At 68.5% G+C, this 1,749-nt stretch carries 1 protein-coding gene; it reads right to left on the bottom strand.

The features are described from left to right. Positions 1-36: 36 nt before the first annotated feature. Positions 37-1,698, bottom strand: coding sequence for an IS1182 family transposase (locus IF83_RS0129370; RefSeq protein WP_030549401.1), 1,662 nt, complete (start codon positions 1,696-1,698; stop codon positions 37-39). Positions 1,699-1,749: the final 51 nt, after the last annotated feature.

Here is a 1,749-nt window from a genome sequence, read left to right as displayed (position 1 = left end):
GACTCCGTTGGGGAATACGCAAACCGGCTGATCAGGTCATGCCACAAGGGCAAGGCGTGCGAGGTGGGAGATGCGGGTGGTGCCGAGTGGGGTGCCGTTCAGCCAGGCGTCGACGCGGGTGATGTTGACGGCGGTGGCGCAGAGGACGTTCGCGAGATGGGTCTTGCTCTGGCCTCGGTAGGCGGTGCGCCGCAGGCGGGTGCGGCGGACCGCCTGGGAGATGGTGCCTTCCACTCCGGCTCGCGCGTCGTAGCGTTCTTTCCACGCGTCGGTCTGCTGCTCCGCGCGTCGTTGTTCGAGGATCTGCTGCTGTTTTCGGGGCAGCAGGGTCAGGCTGCGACCCCACTTGCCGTTGGCGGCTTTGGTGCACCTCGGTCTCAGCGGGCATGCGTCGCAGTCGGCGAGCGCGAAGTGCACCCGGACAAGCGGAGTGCCGCTGGCTTTGCGCTGTTGGGACCAGCTGACGCTGGCCGCTCCTTGAGGGCAGATGACCTTCTTGGCGTCCCAGTCCGTCTGGAAGGCGGCCTGGGACAGGTCCGGTGCCCGGGCGTCGCGCCCGCTGTGGTGGGCGTCGATGGCGACCGGGCCGAGCAGGTCGATGCCATGCTCCTCGCGGGCGGCCAGGATGTGGGCGGCGGTGACGTATCCGGCGTCCACCAGGTGCTCGCGCGGTGTCAGCCCCCGTCCGGCCAGACGCTCGTGGACGGTGCCGGTGACCTCCATGTCGTTGACGGTGGCGTTCGTGGTCTCCACACTCGTGATCAGATGAGGCGCGTCCGGATCGCAGGTCTCACTGAGGTGGACCTTGTAACCGCACCAGCCCGACCCACGCTTGTTGCCATAGTGGGCATCGGTGTCATAGGGAGAGGACAGCCTGTCTCTGGCCGGCGGAAGGTCCTTGCCCTCCCGCCAGCGCACCCCCTCGCCGTCCCGGTGGTACTGCTCTGCCCAGGCGCGACGCAGGGTACGCACTGCGGGGATCTCGCGCAGCCAGGCTCGAGCGGCCGCCTCGTCGACGGCGTCCAGGAGCACGAACCCGTCCCGGCCGACCTGTTCGGCCCATTCCCGCCGGACGTTCTCTCCTTTCGGGAAGCGGTAGTTGTCGACCCTGGCCCCGTAACGCTCCACCCATGCAGAGCTGATCAGCCCGCCCAGCCAGTCCGGAGCAGTTGCGGCCAGCACCTCCAACGCCGCCCGCAGCGTCTCCCCGACGAACTCCATCCGGTTCAGCGTGCGCACCGCCGCCAGCACGTGAGTGGAATCGGTGCGCTGCCGGCCACCGGCCCGCAGCAGAGCCGCATCGGACAACCGGGACAGGACCACCTCCAGGACCCGCTCCTCCAGCCCGTGCTTGATCAGGCGGGAGCGGAAGTCTCCCAAGACGGTGAAGTCGAACCCCGGATCATCCAGTTCCAGCCCCAGCACGAACTTCCAGTCCATGCGGGCCCGCACCTGGTCAGCGGCCTGCCGGTCGGACAACCCCTCCGCGTACTGCAACACCGACACCAGAGCCAGAGCCCCCGGCGAGATCGCAGGCCGGCCCCTGTCAGGGAAGGCCGCGGCGAAGTCCTCGTCCATGAACACCGGACCGAGCACTTCCCGGATCCGGACGGCCAAAGTCCCTCTCGGGAACGAGGCCCGCACCACCCGAGCCGTCAGCTCAGGCACCCCGTCATCCGACCGCGACTCCAGCGACATCCCACGCTCCCCATCCCGCCAACGACCATAGCCATCAGCAAGACGAACGAC

Origin of the sequence: Streptomyces albus subsp. albus (genome assembly GCF_000719865.1) — a bacterium.
GTDB lineage: Bacteria > Actinomycetota > Actinomycetes > Streptomycetales > Streptomycetaceae > Streptomyces > Streptomyces albus_E.
The sequence above is the reverse complement of the archived record's forward strand: the minus strand, read 5'-3'. Positions and strand labels throughout refer to the sequence as shown.